This window comes from Flavobacterium silvaticum (assembly GCF_012911565.1).
In the GTDB taxonomy this organism is placed as follows: Bacteria; Bacteroidota; Bacteroidia; order Flavobacteriales; family Flavobacteriaceae; genus Flavobacterium; species Flavobacterium silvaticum.
Genome location: NZ_JAAMPU010000021.1, coordinates 1 through 248, shown reverse-complemented (window position 1 = coordinate 248; position 248 = coordinate 1). Strand labels below are relative to the sequence as shown.

Annotated in this window: 1 protein-coding gene; it reads left to right on the top strand. The window is 47.6% G+C overall.

Annotated features, from left to right (window positions below; all coding sequences use genetic code 11):
* On the top strand, positions 1-248 hold a 248-nt coding region (locus G6047_RS16685; protein WP_211165339.1), incomplete at both ends, for a hypothetical protein.

Below are 248 nucleotides of genomic sequence, written 5' to 3'. Positions count from 1 at the left end.
TCATTCTGCATTTTGGCAAAAAAGTAATACCAGGAAATTATTGCCAATAATGGTCTTTGACTTTTGCGGCGATAGGCATGGAACACAACGTTTGGCAGCCAAGCGCGGTTGCGGACTTCCGGAGAAGGTTGGCTCGGCTGAACGTGAAAGTACAAAGAAAATTGATTGGTTCAATTACCTGGAAGCAGCAATCGCGACTTGGGTGCGGTTACCAGCTGGCTGCGCTCTAGGTTCGCTGAGGAAAATTG